This window comes from Methylomicrobium album BG8 (assembly GCF_000214275.2).
In the GTDB taxonomy this organism is placed as follows: domain Bacteria; phylum Pseudomonadota; class Gammaproteobacteria; order Methylococcales; family Methylomonadaceae; genus Methylomicrobium; species Methylomicrobium agile.
The window spans coordinates 466,556-483,155 of the sequence record NZ_CM001475.1 but is presented as its reverse complement, the minus strand read 5'-3'; the positions used below and the strand labels follow the sequence as shown (position 1 = coordinate 483,155).

The window sequence follows — 16,600 nt, the reverse complement described above, 5'->3', positions numbered from 1 at the left end:
AAGCCTCTGAATAATAATTTTTTAAAACCGGTAAATGAACTCGTTCGAATTGGCCACCGCGTGTACCAAATCCACGAACGCCGCCGCCCGGATCGGATCGTCCAGCTTCTTGTCCTTCAGGCCGGTCGGGATATTGATCTCGAACTTGCCGTCCGCGGCTTTTTCGCGGATCACGCCTTCCTGTTCCTTCAGGAATGTCAGCAGCGCTTGTTTTTCGGCATCGTCCGCATGGCGGGCGAACAGGATCTGATACAAGCGGTCGATACGCGCGGCTTCGTCCTTGCCGCCTTCGTTGATGACCCGGCCGGCCAGCGCCTTCGACCAGTCGAAAATCAGTTCGCTGTTGAACAAGGTCAACGCCTGCAACGGGGTGGTGGTCACCTCGCGCTTGCTGTGCGCTTCCTGCGGCGAGGCCATGTTGAACGAATCCAGGATCGGGTACGGGATGCTGCGGCGCGTAAACACGTACAGGCTGCGGCGGTTGTGGTCGTGAGCGTCCTTCGAAGTACGCCAGGCCGGATCGTTCGCGAAATTGCCGCCGTTGGTGTTGATCACTTTCGGCAACGGCGGGTACACGCTGGGGCCGCCGACCTTATCCTCCAGCTTGGCGGCCGCCACCAGCAAGGAATCCCGCACCTGCTCGGCTTCCAGGCGTTTGCGCGGGAACACCGCCAAGAATTTATTTTCGGCATCGGCTTTCTGGACATCCTCGCGGTAGTCGGAAGACTGCCGGTAGACGCTCGACAGCAGGATTTCGCGGTGCAGTTTCTTGACGCTCCAGCCGTCCTTCACGAACTTGCCGGCCAGATAGTCGAGCAGTTCCGGATGGGTCGGCTTTTCGCCGGCCTTGCCGAAATCGCTGACCGTTGCCACGATGCCTCTGCCGAAATATTGATCCCAGACCCGATTGACATAAACGCGCGCGGTCAGCGGGTTGGTCGGACTGGTCAGCCACTTGACCAGCGCGGCGCGGCGCCCGGACGAGAACGGCAGCGGCTTGATGTCCGGCTTCTCGTCGGTGATCGCGGCCGGAAACGCAGGCTGTACCTCTTCTTGCGGCTTTTCGTGGTCGCCGACCGCATAGACATAGCTCGGCGGCGCATCGGGATGGCCCAGCTCGGTCATCGCCGAAATCGTGTCGGAGCTGGTGGCCGGCTTCAAATCGTTGAATTTTCTGAGCTCTTTTTGTAATTTATCCAACTCCGCCCATTGTGCCGCGATCTTTTTGTCGTAGGTTTTCGGATCGGTACTCTCGCCTTTCTCCTGGAAGAAGGACTGCATGCTGCGCTCGTCGGTCACATTGGCCAGGCGATGGTTGATCCAGCGGTCCTGCGCGTTCCGTTTTTCTTTCGGCTTGAAGATCGCTTCCCGCGAGTCGGTCAGATAACGTTCCTTGTGATACTTCAGCGCCTCTTCGCGATGCGTGTCGATGATCGCTTTCTGCTTGGCGCGAATCTCTTTGGTGGCTTCTTCCCACTTGGCGTACTGTTTTTCGTAATCGCGCTCGACGTCGCCCTTCCTGGCCGGAATGTTGTCGACCGGCGCCACGTTCGCGAAAAACGCCTGCAGCGAGAAATAATCCTTCTGGCTAATCTTGTCGAATTTGTGGTTATGGCAGCGCGCGCACTCGACCGTCTGGCCCAGCACCACCTTGCCGACCGTATCGGTAATATCGGTGGTGATCTGGTATTTGCGCTGCACCAGGTCGCGCGAGTTCGCATTGTCCGGGAACTGCGCCATGAAGCCGGTCGCAATTAAAGCCTGCTCGTCTCCCGGCCATAACTCGTCGCCCGCCAACTGCTCCTGGATGAAACGGTCGTAAGATTTGTCCTGATTGAACGCATTGATCACGTAATCGCGGTAGCGCCACATGTTCAGCCGGTCGTTGTCGTTCTGGAAGCCGGTGCTGTCCGCGTAGCGGGCCAGATCCAGCCATTTACGCCCCTGGCGCTCGCCGTATTTCGGGGAAGCCAGCAGGCGGTCGACCAGCTTCTCGTACGCGTTGTCGGACTTGTCGTTCACGAACGCGTCGACTTCTTCCGGAGTCGGAATCACGCCCCAGACATCCAGCGTCGCGCGGCGGATAAACGCGGCGCGGTCGATGTCCTTGGACGGCTGCAGCCCCTTGGCTTCCAGTTGCGCCAGAATATAGTTGTCGATCGGCGTCCTGACCCAGCCCTGCTGCTTGACCGGCGGAAACACCGGCGCTTGCACCGGCTGATACGACCACAGTTTCGACTTGGACTTTACTGCCGGCGCATTTTCCTTGCCGGCCGCCGGGGTATCGTCCGCCGTTGGGGCATCGATGCTCAACGCCACCGAAATCCCCCAAAAAAGCACATAAGATAATTTTCTTTTCATTGACCTACTCCAAAACAAGCGGAGATGAAATTCTCTCGATTTCACCGTCCCGAACGGCGGCGCTGGCAGCAACCGTACTCAGTTATTCGTCACGCTGCGTTTATCGCGCGGCTACTTGGCTTTTTTCTGCACCGGCTCGATTCGCGTAACTTTTCCACCTTCCTCTTCATAATTCTGCGACCCTACCGCCCCGACCACCTTGAAGCCTTTATCGGCCAGGAAATCGCCTGCGGCACCCGCGCGGCCGGCGTGATTCGAAACGGTCACGATGGATCTTTCCTTGGGAATGAAAGGCAGCGCCGCGTCCAGCTGTTTGGCCTGAACGCTCAGATAAACCGGAAAGCCGCCGATCTTGCTGACTTCATCGGGACGGCGCACGTCGATAATCAGCAATTCTTCCGGCTTGGCCAACAGCACATCGAATTGAGCGCGATTAAGTTTCGGGGTTTTGTAAAGGTAAGGCTTGGCGGCCGGCGCGGGCTTGCCGCCATGTTCCGCCGCGTCGGCCAAACCGAGCGGAGCGACCAGCATCATCGCCAGCAGAAGGGTATTTGCGGTATTTTTGATCATGGTTTCTTCTCTTTATTTTCGTAAAACGCATCCGTCGATACGCGGGGCTCATATTGCACTCAGAGCACGAAGCAACATGTATGCCAGAACCGGTCGATTTTCCGACGCATCGGAAAAAACCGTCTTTACGAATGATTCATAAGGATTTTTTGCTTGATTTCCGGAACGTGAGCAATGCGGAAGAGAATCCGGAACTCTCTCCCATTTTCTCGCTGATGAAATACCAACAGCCGTACAACACCGGCTGCTGCTCGGCTAGCAAGACCTTAGCGCAGACCGGCTCACCGAAAATTGCAGAACCGTAGGGTGTTTTCGCGATAGCAAAACACCATTTGCCATCCTGATGGCGGATTGCCTTCGGCGAATCCGCTCACAAGGGTCGTGGGATGGGTACGACTTGCAAGAATGCAGAATGGGTAGGGCGGAACGCGCCAGCGGTTCCGCCATAAGGGGTCTAGCGGTTCCGCCATAAGGTTTTCAATATCAACGGCCATCGAGCATCGCGACGAAAGCGTCGCTCCCACAACGCTATACCCACTTGATCGCCTCCAGAGCTGTAGGGCGTTTTCGCGATAACAAAACGCCAGCAGGCTTCAAAGCAATGGCGGAGCCTGACGGCGAATCCGCCCTACAAGCGCTACAAGAGCCGTAGGATGGGTACGACTGTAAGAATGTAGGGTCGTAGGATGGGTGTAGGGTGGATAAGCGAAGCGCATCCGCCACGCAATCGCCGGATACCCCAAAGAGCACAAGTGCGCTTGACTTACCCGGTCTACGCAACATCCATGACTTCATGGTATTGCACGGCTCCCCCGCTTCAGATAGAGATACCGGCAAACGGTGTAACTTATCGCCATGCATCCTTCAGGCATTCGCAAGATCATCCCGAAACCTGCAGTCAACAAAAAAAACGGGCCAAGGAATCAATCCTTGACCCGTCAGGAGCACACTACGGGACTAAAACGAAGGGATACCGGCGGCTTACTTCGCCCGGCTGCCGATGCCTTGCACCAGCAGCGGGATTTTGTAGGCGGCGCCGCGCCCGACCACATACAGGATTTTCTTGTCCTTACCCGCGAAGGCCAGATTCTGCGGCTTATTCGGAATCGGAATCACGCCCAGCGCCGCGCCCTTGGCGTCGAACACCTCGACGCCGGCATTCGATGCCACATACAGCCGGTCCTCATCATCCAGAGCCAAACCATCGGCGCCGCTGGACCAGGTTTTATCTTCGCCTTGCTTCCAGCCTTCCAGCTTGGCGAAGTTGCGCCGATTCCCGATCGATCCGTCGGCGGCGATATCGTAGGCGAGGATATGTTCGCCGGGCGTATTGGCGACATACAGCACTTTTTCGTCCTTGCTCAATTGAATGCCGTTGGGCCGTTCGATATCGTTGGCCAGCCGCTTCAATTCGCCGGACGGGCTAATGTAAAACACGCCCGGATGCGACGGCGGCGGATTGGGCTGTTCCTTCGTCGGCCGCGTGCCGCTGTCGGTAAAATAAATGCCGCCGTTGCTGGCGCGCACCAGATCGTTCGGGCGCTGGAATGCCGCGCCTTCGAATTTTTCGGCCAGGGTCTTTTTCTTGTTGACGGGGTAGACAACGCCGACCTGGGTTTTCGCCACCTGCACCGCAACGAGTTCGCCTTCCGGCGTCCAGGCCAGTCCGTTGGACCCGTTGGAGTTTTTCAAAAACACCGACACCTTGTCGTCGGGAGCGATGCGCACGATGTTGTTGGCCTGCGTTTCGGTAAACAACAGGCTGCCGTCGGGATGCGCGATCGGCCCTTCGGTGCCCTTGAAGCCGTCCTTGATCAGTTCGATCACCACCCCGCCGGCCGCGACGCCCGGTATCGCCGGCGTGACCGGATCGTCGGCCTGCACGGCAGTTGCAGCGAATAAAATCCCTAACGCGGAAATTGATTTGAATAACATGAAATTCTCCTGAAATTGCATTACGTTTAGTCTCAAGCTCAAGGAAACGCTGAATAAAGTCCCCTTCTTCCGCAAGACCGTTAAATCTAAGGATTCCCGTAGGCCGGATAAGCGAAGCGTATTCGGCGATTGTGTGGTGGATGCGCTTCGCTTATCCACCCTACGGCCCATTGACATAACGGCATTGCCCGAAGGAGGTTTCCCGGACTTAATCAGAGCCTCCTTAACAGAACCGGGCATAACGCCGCCCGGTCCGCCAGCGTTAAAATTTGGCCCGGAAATGCACCCCGTAATAACGCGCATCGCCGTAAGTCCCGGTGGAAGCGCCGGTACTGGACCAGTTGCTGGAGTTGGTCAAATAGATCGTGTCGAAGACGTTCCTGCCGACCAGATCCAGGTTGTATTTGCCGTCCTTGGTGCCCAGGCCGATACCGCCGTCGGTCACGTGATAGGCCGGCTGCTTGCCGGATGCGGAGAGGCTGGCGTTATAGTTGGCCGCGGACTTGAAGCTGTCCACCATATAGGCGTGCCACTGCAATCCATAATCGTCGACGACGCCGAAACCGAACGGCACCCGGTAATCGAAACCGAAGTTGGCGGTGAAAGCCGGCGCATTCGGCAGCGTCAGGCCGGTCTGGTCGCAAACCGCCTTGTTCGCCTCGGGCGGGCAAGGCGCGTTCTTGAAGTCGGTATAAATCGCGTGATTGTACGAACCGTTCATAAACAGATTCAGGCCGGGCGTGACGTCCCAGCTCGACTCCAGCTCGATGCCGCGCAGCTGGATGCCATCGACGTTACCCAAACGGGTCCTGAACTGGCCGGGCCGCACTTCGTCCGGTATGACCAGTTGCGATTGGAAGCCTTCGATATCGGTCTGGTACAAGTTCAGGTTGAACACCAGCGTTTTATTCAGCCAGCTGCTCTTGATCCCCAATTCGTAATCCATCACGTTTTCCGGATCGACGTTTTCGACCTCGCCGGTATTCGCGTTGAATTGCGCGGCGCCGGATTTCTGGCCGCCTGCGACCGAGAAATAAGCCATGATGTCATCGGTGATTTTATAGCTCGGATTGACCAGCCAGTTTTGCGAGTTCTGGTCGAAACCCTGCCGCGCGGCCACCCAATTCGGTTTGATCTGTCCGCTCCGAATCGCCAGCGCATCGGTCAGGTTCTGCGCGGTTGCGCCGATCGAGGAAGCCAAGGCGGTCAAATCGGCGCCCCCGATGGCGTAATGGTTGCCCGAGTTGGAACGCTGCTCGAACGTATCGCGCAAGCCCAGCGTCAGCGTCGCCGCGTCGGTGATATGCCAGTTGATCTGCCCGTAGGCGGCGTAACTGTCGGTGGCGGGATTCAGATAGGCCGTATCCATCAACTCGCGCATCGACGCCGACATCATTTGCCGTCCCACGGCCGTCGAATTCAGCCGGCCGTATTGCGCGTTGCTGGCATAAAAAGCGCCCGCGTCGTCGCCATAATGGTTCTGGCTGAGGGTTTCCGCCACGCTGCGCATCGTGAAGACGCCGGCCTGGTAATCGATCGGCCCCGGCTCCTTGGAGGCGATGCGAAACTCCTGCGACCACTGTTCATTATCGACGGTCACCCCCCCGATCCGCATGATGTCGGCCACCGACCGGTCGCCGTCATGGTGCGGTTCGAACAGCGAATTCCGGTAGGCCGAAACCGAGGTGAAGCGGTGGCCCAGCACGTCCCAATTAATTTCGGCGGACACGCCCTCGCTATCGGCGCGGGATTTCAGTTTATTGTCCTGCGCGACTTTCCGGGGATCGCCGATCACCGTGATCGGCTGTCCGGACCGTTCGAAGACATCGAACCAGTCCCGCGCCAGACGGGAGCTGTAGGTGGTCGGGCGAACCGTGCCGTCCGCAAAGGTCGCCGGATCCAGCATGTTGGGATTCACGCTCATGCTTTGCGTGGAAGAGGTTCGATCCAGGATGAAGCGCGCCGACAGCGTGTCGCTCGGCGTCAGCAAAAACTGGAGACGTCCGCCCATCGAATCGGTTTCCTGCAATTTGCCGTCGGTCACGGCGACGTCGAGATTTTGGACCCAGCCGTCGCGCTTGTCGATATAGCCGGACGCGCGGTAGGCCAGTAAGCCGGGCAAAATCGTGCCGGTCGCGCCGAACTTGCCCTGCAGGGAATTACGGTTGCCGGCAAAGCCGTCCGCGTAATAACCCGACTTGAAGCTGGGCGTCTGACTGACCACGTTGATCAGGCCCAGGTTGCTGTTCTTGCCCTGCAACGTTCCCTGCGGACCGCGCAAGACCTCGACATGATCGATATCGGCGAAGTTGACCCAGGTCGAGCCGACCCACGATTGCCAGACGTTGTCGATCATCACGCCGACGCTGGACTCCATCGATTCGTTGCCGCTGTTCTTGCCCAACCCACGCAACGCGATACTGGTCTGCCGGGCATTGGTATTGGTCACACCGAGGTTGGGCACCCGGCGCGCAAAATCCTGCACGCTGACAATGTTGTCCCGCTTCATCTGCTCGCCGCCGATCACCGCGATCGGAATCGGCACGTCCTGCAGTTTTTCTTCCTTGCGCCGCGAGGTTACGGTCACTTCGGCCAGATTCTTGGGCTCTTCCGGTTTCTCCTCTTCGGCTTGCGGCTCGGCCGCCGCCACCGCCTCGCCCTGACCGTTTCCTCCCGCCACCGCGCCGGCAGCCACCGGCGTATCCAACGGCGCTTCGGCAGCGCCCTGGTCAATCAAATCCTGCTCGCGCTGCTTGGAAGCTTCCAGCTCCCGCGTCAGGCGTTCGACCTGGGCCTTCAGCTCGGCAACGGACGGCTCGCCTCCCGCCGCCTTCTTGGCTTCGTCCGCCGGCGCAGCGGACACATCGTAAGCCCCCAGCAGTGCAGCGCCCGCAACCGCCAGCGCCACCGAAGACGCCAGTTTGCGCCGACGGCTGATCGAAGGCGGCACATCCTGTCGTTCGGCGCTTACTGAAAATACGCCCGTTTCATGTTCTTTCACTCATTCACCTATGCGTTAAACGTTGATAAATCCGTTCTCAGGCAAGGCAAACCGTTCCGTTCCCGGGGAATACGATGCCTTGGCCATTACCAAGCCTTAACGCAAGCCGTATGCCAAGGACTGCGGCAGGATCGCCTCCTGCCGGTAAAAAATGAATAACCCGATGATATTCAAATGCTTTTCAATTCTATAAAAACGCGAAGCACGCTTCGGAAAGCGCCTGAATCACAATCTGAAGCTGTTGATTCGTCCACATGCCCTGCTGACGATCTGTACTTCAGCCAGCAGCCTTTTCCTTGCGGTGCTTCCACGGACGGGATAAATATCCCATCCGGCATGCAGAGCCCCGTAGGGTACGCTGTGCGTACCTTTTCACCCTTCATAGTACGCACAGCGTACCCTACAACTGAAGTCCCGTAGGTTGGGTTAGCGAAGCGTAACCCAACAGGATTCGGCTTCGAGTGTTGGGTTACGCTTCGCTAACCCAACCTACGGGGCTTTTCACCCTTCATGGTACGCACAGCGTACCCTACAACTGAAGGTTGTGTTTAAAGATGCTGGAATAAAACTTGCTGGAATCCGGAAGCTCATCGATCAACAACCCGGCCATTCGCCCTAACCCGACATGACTCCATTTTCCGAATCAAATCCCGCTCCGACGCGGACGCGCTTTCATGCGTCCGGCCTTGCAAAAAACGTGCGGCGTCATGCCGCTTGCCTGTTGGCTAGCGGCCTCGTTGCCGCCGCGGTCTCCGCTGCGCCCAGCATCTATCCGACCGGCACGACCTTCTACGACCCGGCCCGCGCTTACAACAGCTTCGTGTTGTTTACCGGCGGCGACAATGTCGCCCGCCTGATCGACATGAACGGCAATCCGGTGCACGAATGGAAAGACGCCGCCAGCCACAGCACGCTGATCGATCCGGCCGTGAACGGCGGGAAACTGGGGCATGTGTTCGTGACGCTGGAAACAGCCGAGGGCCAGGGAACGAGCCTGGTGCCGGGCCAGATCAACCGGCGCATCGCCAAGACCATCGGCGAACTGGATTGGGACAGCAATACGGTATGGCGTTTCGGCGAAAAGGCGCCCGGCGGCGCCGCGCAACAACATCACGACTGGGCCCGGCTGCCGAACGGCAATACCGTGGTGCTGGCCAATCGGGTCCATCCCATCAAAGGCTTCAAACAGCCACAGGTGCTGGACGATGTAATCTACGAAGTCAATCCGGCCGGCGAGGTGGTATGGAGATGGGTCGCTTCCGAACACTTGCAAGCATTCGGCTTTACGCCTGCCGAACTGAAGCTGGTCAGGAATGCGCCGATCGCGGACTATCTGCATGTGAACAACCTGAAGGTGGTCGGACCGAACCGCTGGTTCGCGGCCGGCGACAAGCGCTTCGCGCCCGGCAATCTGCTGTTCGACTCCCGCAACGCCAACTTCATCGCGATCATCGACCGGAAGTCCGGCAAAATCGTCTGGCGACTGGGGCCGCATTATGCCGACGCGACGCTCGAAGGCCAATTGCCCCGCCAGGTGCCGAGGCCGGTCGATCAGATCAGCGCCCAGCATGACGCCCACATCATTCCGGAAGATCTGCCCGGCGCCGGCAACTTGCTGGTATTCGACAATCAGGGCGTCGCCGGCTACCCGCCGGCCGCGGTGCCCAGAACCGGCGGCTCGCGGGTACTGGAAATCGACCCGGTCAAAAACGAGATCGTCTGGCAGTACAGCGGCGAAAGCTCCGGCGAGCCGGCCTGGTCGTTCCGCAGCACGCATATCAGCGCGGCCCGCCGCCTGCCGAACGGCAATACCTTCATCGACGAAGGCCAGAGCGGCCGATTGTTTCAGGTGACGCCCGGCGGCGACATCGTCTGGGAATACGTCAATCCCTACGCCAAAGTCGGGAAAGACCCGGTGACCGGCAAGGCAACCATCAACCGCCAGCTCTACCGGGGGCAGCCGGTACCTTACGCTTGGGTGCCGGCCGGCACGCCGCATAGCGAAAAGGCCGTGACGCCGCCGGATCCGGCTCAATTCCGCATTTCCGCCGCACCTTGATCCCCACACATCCCTTGTCAGGAGAATCCGATGTTTCATATCATCCGCCCCTCCATTCCCGACCGGCGCCTGCTGGCAATCGGCCTGTCCCTGTGCGTTGGCGCCGCGGCCGCCGCCGACCTCGATCCCAAGGCCATATCGATCAAACTGCCTGACCAGATCAAATGGGTCGCCAATCCCAGCGGCTCGGAAACCGCGGTGCTGGTCGGCGATCCTTCAAAACCCGGCCTGTACGTGGTGCTGAATAAATGGAAAGCCCATCACAACAGCAAGCCGCACGCGCATCCGCACGACCGGTTCATTACGGTCCTTTCCGGCACCTGGTGGGTCGGCACCGGCAGCGACTATAATCCGGACGATTTAAAGCCAGTGCCGGCGGGCAGCTTCGTCACTCACTACGGCAATGAAGTCCATTACGACGGGGCCAAGGACGAAGATACGATTCTTCAAATCGTCGGGATGGGACCGGCCACCTCCACGCCCGCGCCGAAAAAATAACGGACAAAAAAACGGGCTGGGGATTTGCCTCGGCCCACGGAAGGAACTCACTAAGGATTCGGTCGATAATAACTTCCCTCTCATAGTTTCCACGCGCGCGCTCGCCGTTAGATACCCGTCCTGTAAAACGCAAGCCTCGGAGTTCAAGGCTGGATTTGAAACAGAAAAGCTGTAGGGCGTTTTCGCGACAGCAAAACGCCAATCCGTAAGGCGGGACCGGCGCTGCCGGGTTCCGCCGCAGGATGACGGATCGCTGAATGTGATGGCGGATTGCCTGGCGGCGAATCCGCCCTACAAGAGCTTTTCACCTCTCATGGTACGCACAGCGTACCCTACCGCCTGGCCGGCTTATAACCCCGTCCTCAATGTTTGAAAATTCTCCGCAAACACAAAATCATCATCCCTGTCCGTCCCTCTTTAAAACGTTACGGACGAGATAAATATCCCGTCCGGCGCGCCGCCTCCGGACTGCTGGCGGGCGGGCACTCCCGCAACACCGGTGCTGTAAAACAACCAGCTCGCCCACCGCCGCAGCGGACTCATTCGCTCCGGCCGGCCTGAGCGGAAACCGGCGGCTGGCCGGCTCCGTCTGCGTTCGCGTCCGCCTGCGCTTCAGTTTCAAACGGCGTCACCTTCAGGTCTTGCAGTTTGAATTGGTAAGCCTCGGCCAGATTTTCGGTTTCGACCTTGCCGATCCCGGTAACCGGCTCGATCTCGGCAAGCTTGTCCCAAAACCCCTTGTTCCGGTATTGTTCGAGCATTTCGCCGTTGGCCGCGATCAGCGCCTTATTGTTTTCGGCGCATTGGCCGATCCATTTCTCCCGCTCCCGAACCGCCGCGACCAGCAGTTGGTTATCGTTCTGGATCGCTCTGGCCTGGGCGACGATTTCCTTCAGCTTGTCCTGCAGATTGCGCTCGCGCGTGCCCGCGCGCTGCAATTGTTCCTGCAGCGCGCCGTTGGCGCCTCGCGAGCTCTCCAGGCCGGCCCGGTATTGTTCGACCTGGCCTTTGAGCGGTTCGAGCCGGGCGACCTCGCCACGCAGCTTTTCCGCTTCGTCCGCCAGCGCTTTTTTCTCGGTTTCGAGCGCGGCTTTTTCCTCGCTCAACTGCCGCAGCATGCCCTGGGCTTTGCGCAGGGCCTGCGCCGCCGCGTCGTTCTGCTTGGGCGCGGCGCGGATTTCCAGGCTCCAGGACGGCGCAACCAGCAAGAACGCCAACAACAACCAGCCTTTGCTCGACACCGGAAGCCTTATTCCGGCAAAAATCGGAAACTTATTCATAAATCCTCACCCGGTTAGAAGCGTACGTTCAGGTCGACCGCGGCCGTATCGATGCTCAGCTTCGGCCCATCGATCGAATCGGTGCTGCTCCAGCGCAGGTTGACCCAGGTATTTCTGGCCAGTCCGTAGCTGCCGCCGATCCACCAGCCTTTCGCGTCGGTGCCGCCGGCGTGGAACAGCGATTCGGTGAACGCATCCAGCACCGCGTCGCGCTCTACGTAGCGGTAGGCCAGAAACACGTTCCAGGCCATGAAGCGCCGGATGTCCGGATCGCCGACGTCGAGCCTGACCTGGAACGCGCTGGTTTTGGCCGTATTGTCGGCCAGGAGCCCCGGAAACTCTCGTTCGATCCGGGCCGCGTCATAGCCGAAGTTTTTCGCGTAATCGCCGGTCAGCACGACATGGGTGCCCGCAAAGTCGACATCGTAAATGGCTGTCAAGTTGAATATCCTGAAATCCGAAGCCAGGCCGTACAGACAGCCCTGGCCGATCGCGCTCTGCGCGCTGGTGCAGCGCGGATTGAAACCGTCGTTCAGGTTAATCGGCACCAGCGAATTGCCCTTCTGGATAAACTCGGGCGCGGTCCAATCGTTCTCGAAACTGCCGCGCGCGTTCGGCCGGGCGCGAATATTCTTATAATCGTAATAGGAGGCCGCGACTTTGAGCCGCGAATCGTTCCGCACCAGCCAGTCCGCGCCGAGCTGTCCGCCGAACAGCCATTTGTCGGCGGTCGACAGGTTGATTTCCTGGATCGGGAAGACGCCCAGCGTGGCGAACACACTATCCGGCGTTTGCGGACCGAAGTTGATCCCGGCGCGGCCGCCGAGATCGTTGGTCAGCGCCGCCTTATACGATTTGACTTTGGCGGAATCCTGGTTGAATCGATACCGGAAGGTGCCGGCCAGCCCTTGGAAGCTCAAGTCCGGATCGAACACCACGTCGGTCGACACCCAGGGATTCGCGAAACGGCCGCCGTAGACCGTAAACCAGTCGTTGCCTTTGTTGTCGACGAAGTCGTATTGCAGGAATCCCCGGTCGATCGCGAATTCGAAAGATTGGCCGGTATTCCCCAATGCCTGATCGTTGGACACCGGGTTGCGGATATTGCTGGTCGCCAGCCGGAGGCCCGCTTTCAGATGCTCGTCGATCTTCATGTCCAGGCCGAGACGGAAGCGTTCGGAAAACCGAAACCTGTCCTTCGTGGTATTCAAATATTCCCGGCCCTTATTGCGCGCAGCCAGATGCCCCCCTTCCTCGTTGATCGACAGATAATCGAGCAGCGGCTCGTTATCCGGCTGAAAAAAATCGTCGGCGCCGCGGATGCGCATGTCGAAGCTGAGCTTGGTATTCGCGACCCATTCCGGCAAGGCGCCCGGAATTCCCCATTGTTCCTGCTTGGCGTCCGCCTTGACTTCCTTGACGACTTCGTTTTTCAAATCGGCGCGCACCTGCTGGCGGATTTCTTCCTTCACGAATTCGGGCACATAACCGACAAACACCGATTTGCCGTTGCCGGTCCCGACGCCCGGCCCTGCGGCCGCGGCATTGTGCGCCAACGGCTCCTCCGCCTGCTCCTGCTCCTGGACCAGCTGCTGTTTCGCTTCGGTTTGCGCTTTCGCCTTTGCCTTATTGATCAGCCGTTCCGCTTTCTGCTTGTCCAGCAGGCCCTGTTCGACGAACAGTTCGACCAGGTTTTCCGCGGTGTTTTTCAGTTCCAGCAGCTCTTCGCGCTCGCCGTCCATCTGTTTCTTGAGTTTGAGAAGTTCCTCTTTCTCGCCGGCCAACGCAGGCGACAGAAAGGCGCCCGTCAAGACGGCGGCCAGGGTGTTTCTGATAACGATCATTGTTACTCTCGGTAATGCTTGAATATTGATTCGATGAGATTGAGCCGTAGCCAATTGCTTCGATGTAGGGTGGATAAGCGAAGCACATCCGCCAAATTTGCTTCCGACGGTGGATGCGCTTCGCTTATCCACCCTACCTACTGTTTTAAATTCTCGAAGTGACCTTGATTTTCAGCGGCTGAGGCATGTTTTCCGGCGGCGCTTTCGATAACGCGAAACGCAGTTTCGGCAAAGCCGAGCGGATGCTCTGATCGATGTCGGACTTGCCGCTGCCCGAGGCCAGCTCGGCGCGAGAGACCCTGCCGTCCGCACCGACCCAGACATTCAGCAGCACGCTGTAAGCCGCCTTGCCGGCCGGGCTTCCGGCCAGCAAGGTTTGTATCTCGCCTTCCAGGCGGCGCTTGACCTGGCCGCCGTACCAGAGAATCGCGCTGCCGCCGCTGCCGCCCAGCAGTCCCCGGCCGCCTTTTTTTCCGACCAGCCCGAAACCGTCCGAGCCGGCTCCGCCTTCGGCATCGACGCCCAGTTCCTCGCCGGGCGGCTGTTCCGCCTCGTCGGGTTCGGGCGGCGGCTCTTCCTCGGGCTCAGGCTCCGGGACCTTCTCCGGCTCGGGTTCGGGCTCCGGCGGTTTCTGTTCCGGCGGCGGAGGCGGCGGCGGGGGCGGCTGGATCACGGTGATCTGCTGGATCTGCTTTTTCGGCTGCAGCGGTTTTTCGAACAGGCCCTGAATCCAGTACACGCCGACCGCGATCAGCAGGGCCAGGACGCCGCCGATGATCATGGGCAGCCGTTTCAGCCATTGCTTGCGTGAATCCATCGCCCTTACTTCACCAGTTTCTGCGTTACCAGCCCGAGCTGGCCGATTTCGAGCCGGGTCACCACATCCAGCACCTCGATCACTTTTTCATACGGGATCGTCGCGTCGGCCTTCAGCACGACCGGCAGGTCCGGCGTCGCGGCCTTGTATTGCGCGAGCCGGGTTTCCAGTTCCTGAATCGAAACCGGATAGGTGTCGAGATAGATCGTGCCGTCCTGCGCGATCGAAATCGCCTTGGTCTTCGGCTTCGACAGCGACGGGGTGCTGCTGGCCTTCGGCAGGTTGACCGTGATGCCCTGTACCGTCGCGGTCGTCATGATGATGAAGATCAACAACAGCACGTAGGCCACGTCGAGCATCGGCGTGATGTTGATGTCGTCGTAAACTTTGCCTTCTTCTCCGACTTTCATGGCTAGGCTCCCCGCTGCCGGTCGGCGCTGCGCAGCGACACGATCGCCAGGAATTCATCGGTGAAGACCTGCATGTCGGCGGTCACCTCCTTGATCCGGGTCAACAGGTAGTTGTAGGCGAACAGCGCCGGAATCGCGACCGCCAGCCCCGCGACGGTCGCTAGCAGCGCGCCGGAGATGCCCGGCGCGATCGAGTTGATGTTCACGTCGCCGGTCGCCGCGATCACCGCGAAGGTGATCATCACCCCGAGCACGGTGCCGAGCAGGCCGAGGAACGGGCCGCCGGAAATCGCGATCGTCAGCAGCACCATGTTCTTGTTCAGCTTCTGGCTCTCCCGCACCACCGCCGCGTCCAGCCGGGCGCGCACCACGTTCAGCGCTTCCGCGCTCAGCGCGGTGTCGGCTCCGCCGAAATGCAGCTTCAGCTCCTGCACGCCGGCATGATAGATGTGGTAAATCGGCGAACCCTGGAAATGGTCGTGCTTGCCGGCCACCGCCGACAGAAACTCCGATTGTTCGTTCTCGCGCTCTTCCTCGGTTTCTTCGGCATCCAGCTGGCCGAAATCGGTGACGGCAAGATTGCGGTATTGCACCAGGAAGTCCGCATTTTCCTTGCGGGCCCGGTTCAGGGTCAGGGCCTTGCCGATCATCACCAGGAGGCTGATCACCAGCATCACGCCGCACAGCGCGATTACGACCCAGCCGTCGACGGTCAGGCTTTGCAGGATGATCGCGAAATAATTCAGGTCGTCGCCCGAACCCGAAGATTCGTCCTGGCCGAAATTGAGCACGGTGAAATCGGGGCTCTGGCTGCGGAATTGCAGCTTGATCCAATCCGCGCTGCGCGCCTGTTTGGCCACCTGCACTTCGTCGAGCAGGCCGGTCAGGTTCCGGCCCTGCCCGTCACCGCCGATCGCCAGCGCCGGCGTGAACGCGGCCAGCTCGATCGGCGCGGTGCCGACGCTTTGGCCGTTCAGGTACAGTTCCAGCGCGTCCCTTTTGGCGACCAGCGCCAGATGCTGCCATTTCGCCGGCTCGACAGCGGCCGCGGCCGTTTGCGCCGCATTGCCGCCCGCGCCCTGGTAGCGGGCGATCGCGGAGGTGCCTTCCAGCGCCAGTTCGATGCGTCCGGCCGCGTCCTTCGCTTCGAACAGCACGGCATTCCCTTGGGGCTGATCGATTTTGATCCAGGCGCTGAAGGTCAGGCCGCTGTCGGGCGCAACCGCCAGGGCCGGGTTCGCGTTGACGCCAATCCCGCCCTGGCCGTCGAATTTCGCCGCGGCTCCGATAAAGCCGGCCGGATCGATCGCCGCCTTGGAGGACGCCGCATGCAGCGCATAAGCGGTGGCGTCCTGCGGCAGCGCCTCGCCTTCGCGGAAATGGAAGACCAGCGCCTGGTTCGCGTCATAGATGCCCTGCGCATCGGAACCGTCCGCCGCGTTCGCGTTGCCGTAATACATCGAAAAGCCGTCGGTGCTCTCGCCGCCGCGGACGACCGGCATCTTGACCCAGACCAGCCCGAGCTCGGTCAGCGTATCCAGCTTTTCGACGTGGTGTTTCAGTTGGGTCTTGTCGTCCAGCATGAAGCGCAGGTCCTTGCCGTTTTCCGCCAGGTCGAGAAAAAACCCGAAGTTGCCCGCGTGCAGGCGCACCAGCAGCGGAACGTCGTGCAGGGTTTCCCGAATGTCGGCGCCGGTCGCGCCGGCATCCACGGTCAACTGTTTGCGCGATGACCAGTCGTCGTTCCACCACGCCTGGGCGCACAACGGGATCAGGAGAAGCGCCATTCCCAACCGGAAACGGCCGATAAGCGATTTGTTCATCG

11 protein-coding genes are annotated in these 16,600 nt (G+C 59.8%); 2 read left to right on the top strand and 9 right to left on the bottom strand.

Annotated features, from left to right (window positions below; translation table 11 throughout):
* Window positions 1-21 precede the first annotated feature (21 nt).
* The 4 genes from METAL_RS02115 to METAL_RS02100 all read right to left on the bottom strand — a co-directional run bounded on the left by METAL_RS02115 (window position 22) and on the right by METAL_RS02100 (window position 7,867).
* Window positions 22-2,361 (bottom strand): DUF1549 and DUF1553 domain-containing protein, encoded by a 2,340-nt coding sequence (locus METAL_RS02115; RefSeq protein WP_005369174.1) that lies wholly within the window; start codon window positions 2,359-2,361, stop codon window positions 22-24.
* A gap of 111 nt (window positions 2,362-2,472) precedes the next feature.
* The gene (locus METAL_RS02110) at window positions 2,473-2,931 is read right to left on the bottom strand and encodes a rhodanese-like domain-containing protein (RefSeq protein ID WP_005369173.1); all 459 of its coding nucleotides are present in this window, start codon (window positions 2,929-2,931) and stop codon (window positions 2,473-2,475) included.
* A 981-nt stretch (window positions 2,932-3,912) separates the two neighbouring features.
* Window positions 3,913-4,866: an SMP-30/gluconolactonase/LRE family protein gene (locus METAL_RS02105; RefSeq protein WP_005369171.1), complete on the bottom strand. Its 954-nt coding sequence runs from the start codon at window positions 4,864-4,866 to the stop codon at window positions 3,913-3,915.
* Window positions 4,867-5,128: 262 nt separating this feature from the next.
* Window positions 5,129-7,867 carry a TonB-dependent receptor gene (locus METAL_RS02100; protein WP_005369170.1) on the bottom strand — a complete coding sequence of 913 codons (2,739 nt, stop codon included), beginning with the start codon at window positions 7,865-7,867 and terminating at the stop codon, window positions 5,129-5,131.
* A 625-nt stretch (window positions 7,868-8,492) separates the two neighbouring features.
* Here METAL_RS02100 and METAL_RS02095 point away from each other — a divergent pair.
* Window positions 8,493-9,926, top strand: coding sequence for an arylsulfotransferase family protein (locus METAL_RS02095; RefSeq protein WP_005369169.1), 1,434 nt, complete (start codon window positions 8,493-8,495; stop codon window positions 9,924-9,926).
* Between the two features lie 30 nt (window positions 9,927-9,956).
* Window positions 9,957-10,424 (top strand): cupin domain-containing protein, encoded by a 468-nt coding sequence (locus METAL_RS02090; RefSeq protein WP_005369168.1) that lies wholly within the window; start codon window positions 9,957-9,959, stop codon window positions 10,422-10,424.
* Window positions 10,425-10,963: 539 nt separating this feature from the next.
* Here the strand turns inward: METAL_RS02090 and METAL_RS02085 are convergent.
* From METAL_RS02085 to METAL_RS02065, 5 genes are all read right to left on the bottom strand, one after another.
* On the bottom strand, window positions 10,964-11,704 hold the full coding sequence (locus METAL_RS02085; protein WP_005369167.1) for a hypothetical protein: 741 nt from the start codon (window positions 11,702-11,704) through the stop codon (window positions 10,964-10,966).
* 14 nt (window positions 11,705-11,718) lie between these two features.
* On the bottom strand, window positions 11,719-13,548 hold the full coding sequence (locus tag METAL_RS02080) for a putative porin (protein WP_005369165.1): 1,830 nt from the start codon (window positions 13,546-13,548) through the stop codon (window positions 11,719-11,721).
* Between the two features lie 145 nt (window positions 13,549-13,693).
* A complete protein-coding gene (locus METAL_RS02075; protein WP_005369163.1) occupies window positions 13,694-14,365 on the bottom strand; it encodes an energy transducer TonB family protein in 672 nt (223 codons plus the stop codon).
* 5 nt (window positions 14,366-14,370) lie between these two features.
* The gene (locus tag METAL_RS02070) at window positions 14,371-14,775 is read right to left on the bottom strand and encodes an ExbD/TolR family protein (protein ID WP_005369162.1); all 405 of its coding nucleotides are present in this window, start codon (window positions 14,773-14,775) and stop codon (window positions 14,371-14,373) included.
* A 2-nt stretch (window positions 14,776-14,777) separates the two neighbouring features.
* On the bottom strand, window positions 14,778-16,598 hold the full coding sequence (locus METAL_RS02065; protein WP_005369161.1) for a DUF2341 domain-containing protein: 1,821 nt from the start codon (window positions 16,596-16,598) through the stop codon (window positions 14,778-14,780).
* Window positions 16,599-16,600 lie beyond the last annotated feature (2 nt).